Here is a 4,847-nt window from a genome sequence, read left to right on the forward strand (position 1 = left end):
GCGGCGTGGAGGATGAACCTGATCGGGCGCCGGCGATGGCGCTTCCGACGGAGACGATACCGGCGATGGCGCTTCCGACGGAGACGATACCGGCGATGGCGCTTCCGACGGAGACGATACCGGCGATGGCGCTTCCGGTGGCGACGCCGGCATACCGGATCGAAACAGCGAGCGCAACTCGGTGATCGCCCGCTCTAAGGCCTGATCACGCTCAGCGAGGGTCATGCCATCGTAACCGATCAGCGCCCCAATTGCCCGCCGCACAGCGGGCAACTGAGCAGCGCTGCCGGCGGTAGCCGACCATTGCTGCAAAAACGCCATCAGGCCATCGGTTGCCACCCGATCGGCACACCCATCACGACGCTCGGCAGCCAGCAACTTACCGAGCGTCGTCACCTGCTGTCGCTCAGTCTCGGTCATGCCTCATCGAAGCCTTCAAAGACGGTCACTGCCATTGCGCCAGGGCCGAGACACGACGCAATCGCCGGACCCATCCGCGACACCTGCACTCGATCACGGGGAAAGATGGGATCGAGCTTTTCGAGCAGCTTCTCGACATCTTCGGGGGTGGTGGCGTAGTGAACAATAACCTCTTCAACGCGCGGAAAATCCTCTACGAAGGTGAAGAGACCTTCAATCGCCTTGGCGCGGGTGCGGGTGCGCTCATAAGGCACAATCTCGCCTTCATCGAGGATCATGAGCGGCTTGATCCGTTGCATGGAACCGATCAGCGAGCCGCTAAAGGTAAGCAACCCACTCTGTTCGAGATACTCCATCGTATCAACGAAAAAAGCCGTATGGGTGTGGCGAATTGTCTGGCCGATCAACTCGCTGACCGACGCCGGTGACATCCCGTCACGGATTGCGCGAGCGGCTGCAATCGCCACCGATCCCAAACCCATGCCGGCCAGTTTGCTATCGATCACTTCGATCCGAGTATTTGAGGCCGGCAGACGCGCGCAGGCAGCCTGGACTTCGCCTAAAATTGAGCCGAGTCGGTGACTCAAATGGATTGAATAAATGTAGTCATACCGACCGAGCAGACTCCGGTAGAGTTGCTCAAATACAGTTGCCATCGGCTTCACGATTTCAATTCGATCGTGGCCATTGAAGAGCAAATCGTAGACCTGGTCTTCGCTGATGTCAATCCCAATGCGGTAGAGCCGGTCATCAATCCGCGCCAACAGTGGCACCACCTCAATCGCAAGGTCGCGCGCCACCTCAAAAGGGATGTCGCTGGCGCCATCGGTAATCACTTTCATCAGTGCCATTGGTCTGCCCTAAACTACGGGAGCGGTTTGCCAAAGAGAATACAATATGGTATAGTCTCGCAAAGTGTGATTATAAATGCGCTACAGTTTTTGGAGTGTGTTCCTATGGCAAAATGTGAACTCTGCGGTAAAAAACCTTCTTTTGGTCACAATGTCAGCTTCTCGAAGCGCCGGACAAACCGGATCTGGCGACCCAATATTCAGAAGAAGACGTTGGTTGCTCCTGGCGGCCAGCCAGTGCAGGTGAAGATCTGCACTCGCTGTATGCGCACATTAGCCAAAACGCGCTAGGGTGTCGCTCTCCATTACGAGAGGCCAGTGTCCGGCAGGGACGCTGGCCTCTGCACTTTTTTTCATTATAGCCGATACAATGATAGCGCGCAAACCGACCGGTAAGCCACGATACGACATCATGGCAACGCGCTGTTAACAGTGACCGTTAGCCTCAGCGCCGACAAACACAAAAACGAATGAGCAGAATATTCCTGCTCATTCGTTCATCGCAACGATGACCGGCAGACAACCTTATCCGAAGCGACCCGAAATGTACTGCTCGGTGCGCTCGTCTTTCGGGTTCTGGAAGATCTGCGCGGTAGGGCCATACTCGATCAACTGCCCGGCTCGGTCGCTGTCCATCAAGAAAAAGGCAGTGTAGTCAGAGGCGCGCGAAGCCTGCTGCATATTGTGAGTAACGATAATGATGGTGTAGTTCTTGCGCAGCTCGAACATCAACTCTTCGATCTTGAGGGTTGAGATGGGATCAAGCGCCGAGCACGGCTCGTCCATCAAGATCACCTCTGGCTCAACCGCCAGCGCGCGAGCAATACAGAGGCGCTGCTGTTGACCGCCCGACAACGAGAGACCATTCTGGTTGAGCTTATCCTTCACTTCATCCCACAACGCTGCGCCACGCAGTGAACGCTCGACTAACTCGTCCATCTGACGCTTAGAGAGCTTCCAACCGTTGATGCGGGGGCCATAGGCAACATTTTCGTAGATGCTCTTGGGGAAGGGATTTGGTTTCTGGAAAACCATTCCGATCCGGCGGCGCACATTTACCGGATCCACCCCCGGCGCATAGATGTTCTCACCGTGGAACAGAACTTCGCCTTCAACGCGAGCAGATGGAACCAGATCATTCATCCGGTTAAACGAGCGCAATACCGTGCTCTTGCCGCATCCAGATGGACCGATCAGGGCCGTAATCCGGTTCTTCTCGATCGCCAGACTGACCGACTTCACCGCGCGAAAAGAACCGTAATACACGCTCATATTGCGCGCTTCAATCGCGTTTGGATTATCGCGAGCTATATCATGCATTACCATGACCAACCTTCTGATGAATTTAGTATCGTTTCTGGTAACGATTGCGTAGATAAATTGCCAGCGCATTGATCGTTAGCAAGATTGCCAGCAGCACCAGAATACCAGCCGCAGCGAGTGAACGGAAATCATCCTGAGGCCGTGATGTCCAGTTAAAGATTTGGATCGGCAGCACCGTAAAGATGTCGAAGATGTCACGGGGCAAGAATGGCACGAAGGTCAAAGCGCCGATTGTGATCAACGGCGCAGTTTCGCCGATAGCGCGCGACACCGCCAGAATACTGCCGGTCAGAATCCCGCCGACTGCCTGCGGTAATACCACGTGCCAAACTGTCTGCCAGCGAGTTGCGCCCAATGCATAGCTGGCCTGACGCAAACTCAAGGGCACGGCGCGGATCGATTCGCGCGAAGCGACGATAATGATTGGCAAAACCAGCAATGCCAGCGTCAGCGCGCCGGTCAGAATACTGCGTCCAAACAGCAGCCAGCGCGCAAAGACCTGTAAACCGAGCAGGCCGTAGATGATCGAAGGCACGGCTGCCAGATTGCTAATATTGATTTCTACCAGGCGAGTGAACCAGTTATCGGTTGCATACTCCTCAAGGTAGATGGCAGCAGCCACCCCCAGCGGAAACGCGAACAGAATAGTTAGCGAGATGGTGTACAGCGTGCCAACGATAGCTGCTTTAGCGCCGGCGCGCTGCGCAAAACGCGAGTCAAAGTTGTTGAAAAACTCCCACGTCAACCAGTTTTGGCCGCCAGAAAAGATGCCGGTTGCCCGATTGAGTACATCGAGAATGAGCACCAGCAATGTGCCCAAGCCAAAAATGATGCTAAACCAGCCGAGAACGGTGAGGATGTTCCCTTTAAAATGGCGCCATTTCAGGTTGCCCGCCCCGCGATCAATTCTCTCCGCCTCTGCCGGCTGCACATTCACACTTGCCCGTTCTTGTGTTGACATTAATCGTAGACCTCCCGGAATTTCCGCACCATCCAGTAGCTGAAGATGTTCAACACGAAGGTGAAAATGAAGAGCGTAAAGCCTACCGCGTAGAGGGTATAGTATTCGATGGTGCCATACGGCGTGTCACCCAGACTGACCTGCACGATATACGAGGTCATAGTCATAACCGGCACAGTGGGATCGAGGGTCAGGCGTGGATTCTGACCAGCGGCAATGGCAACAATCATCGTTTCGCCAACTGCGCGCGAGAACGCGAGCACGATCGAGGCTACAATCCCCGAAATGGCAGCCGGCGTAACTACCAGCGTCGCCACTTCGAAGCGGGTCGAGCCGAGGCCATAGGCTGCTTCACGCAGCGAATTTGGTACCGCTGAGAGGGCATCTTCGCTGAGTGAAGCGACGAAGGGTATGAGCATTACCCCCATCACAATTCCCGCGCTCAACGAGTTGAAGATGCTCAGTTCGGGAATGAAGCCACGCAAGAGAGGAGTGAGAAAGGTCAGCGCGAAATAGCCATACACCACTGTGGGAATGCCGGCCAGGATCTCCAGCAGGGGCTTGACGGTGCGGCGAATGCGATCAGAAGCAAACTCGCTCAAGAAAATGGCTGCAATCAGGCCGAGCGGCACCGCGACCAGCATGGCAATTGCCGAAGTCAAGAAGGTTGCCGAAGCCAGCGGCCAGATGCCAAACTTTTTCGTAGCAAAGAGCGGTGTCCATTCCGTTTCAGTCAAAAATTCAACGATCGAAACTTCGTTGAAAAAAGCAATCGTTTCAGAGAGAAGCGAGAAAACAATTCCTGCTGTGGTTAGTACTGAAATTGAAGCTGCAACCAGCAAAATGATTTGAATGATTCTTTCGCCAATTGCTTGCACAAGATTTGGCTGACGCCGGAGGTCAGTAACAGCCACAGATGTCTCCTTGTCGCTGAGGTGTTTACCTTTCTTAGCCTACCATAGAGACGCGGGATGAGCAAGTAGCCGGCAGCTACTCGCTCATCCCACATTCACCGGGGGTTACTTGCCCAGGTAGCGTTCGAGGGTCAGGCCGACCTCTTCACCCTCGCGAACGAGCGTGCCGAGCACGCGGTCGTTGAAGCGCTTGGCAATCGCCTGATACAGCTCCTTCGACAGCGAGACGTAGCCGATCTCCGGCGTCTGGATCTCTGCCGTGAATTCATCGCTGTAGACGTAGTTGATGAATGCCTGCACTTCCGGTCGCTCAGCCGCTTCCTTGCGCACGTAGATGAACAGCGGGCGCGACAGCGGCGTGTAGGCGCCATTGGCAAT

5 protein-coding genes and 2 pseudogenes are annotated in these 4,847 nt (G+C 55.1%); 1 reads left to right on the forward strand and 6 read right to left on the reverse strand.

Annotated features, from left to right (window positions below; genetic code table 11):
* Together Q0650_RS07495 and Q0650_RS07500 are read right to left on the reverse strand one after the other, a co-directional pair.
* A pseudogene (locus Q0650_RS07495) lies at window positions 1-420 on the reverse strand (hypothetical protein); the annotation flags it as partial.
* The gene (locus Q0650_RS07500) at window positions 417-1,271 is read right to left on the reverse strand and encodes a DegV family protein (RefSeq protein ID WP_298817484.1); all 855 of its coding nucleotides are present in this window, start codon (window positions 1,269-1,271) and stop codon (window positions 417-419) included. The gene Q0650_RS07500 and the pseudogene Q0650_RS07495, both read right to left, overlap by 4 nt.
* Window positions 1,272-1,376: 105 nt before the next feature.
* Between Q0650_RS07500 and rpmB the strand changes: the two genes are divergently transcribed.
* Entirely contained in the window at window positions 1,377-1,562 is a 186-nt protein-coding gene (rpmB, locus tag Q0650_RS07505) for a 50S ribosomal protein L28 (protein ID WP_298817486.1), read from the forward strand.
* Between the two features lie 234 nt (window positions 1,563-1,796).
* On the opposite strand, the gene pstB is transcribed toward rpmB, so the two are convergent.
* From pstB to Q0650_RS07525, 4 genes and pseudogenes are all read right to left on the reverse strand, one after another.
* Window positions 1,797-2,597 (reverse strand): phosphate ABC transporter ATP-binding protein PstB, encoded by an 801-nt coding sequence (gene pstB, locus Q0650_RS07510; protein ID WP_298817487.1) that lies wholly within the window; start codon window positions 2,595-2,597, stop codon window positions 1,797-1,799.
* Between the two features lie 19 nt (window positions 2,598-2,616).
* Window positions 2,617-3,555, reverse strand: a complete 939-nt coding sequence (gene pstA / locus Q0650_RS07515) for a phosphate ABC transporter permease PstA (RefSeq protein ID WP_298817488.1) — start codon at window positions 3,553-3,555, stop codon at window positions 2,617-2,619.
* Complete coding sequence (gene pstC, locus Q0650_RS07520) at window positions 3,555-4,469, reverse strand: phosphate ABC transporter permease subunit PstC (protein WP_298817490.1); 915 nt, start codon at window positions 4,467-4,469, stop codon at window positions 3,555-3,557. The genes pstA and pstC overlap by 1 nt, the downstream gene beginning before the upstream one ends.
* A gap of 105 nt (window positions 4,470-4,574) precedes the next feature.
* Window positions 4,575-4,847, reverse strand: a pseudogene (locus Q0650_RS07525) (phosphate-binding protein); the annotation flags it as partial.

It is taken from the genome of uncultured Chloroflexus sp. (assembly GCF_937129525.1).
GTDB lineage: Bacteria > Chloroflexota > Chloroflexia > Chloroflexales > Chloroflexaceae > Chloroflexus.